Annotated in this window: 1 pseudogene; it reads right to left on the reverse strand. The window is 42.3% G+C overall.

From position 1 onward, the window contains the following. Window positions 1-265: pseudogene (locus tag AAEZ00_RS21445) on the reverse strand (amidohydrolase family protein); the annotation flags it as partial.

Raw genomic sequence — 265 nt, forward strand, 5'->3', positions numbered from 1 at the left:
CATCAAGCCCTGCGTTTGACACATCGGTTACCGAAAGCGAAAAAGGAATATGCCCCGAAATTTGATAACCGCGCTTTTTAACTTCTTTTACTGCTTGTAAGTATAACTGTGGCGTTAAAGCGCTGTCGGTAATTTTAATAAAATCGACATTCATGGCCTCAAGTTTATCAATGGCGGCGTGTATTTCTGCGCTGGTTTCTACTTCTAAGTCGCCAGGCCAAATTGAGTCTTTACCTTCTAGCTTTGGCCCTGAGGTATAAATAGT

The sequence above is a fragment of the Shewanella sp. S1-49-MNA-CIBAN-0167 genome, assembly GCF_040310145.1.
GTDB classification, from domain to species: Bacteria; Pseudomonadota; Gammaproteobacteria; order Enterobacterales; family Shewanellaceae; genus Shewanella; species Shewanella psychromarinicola.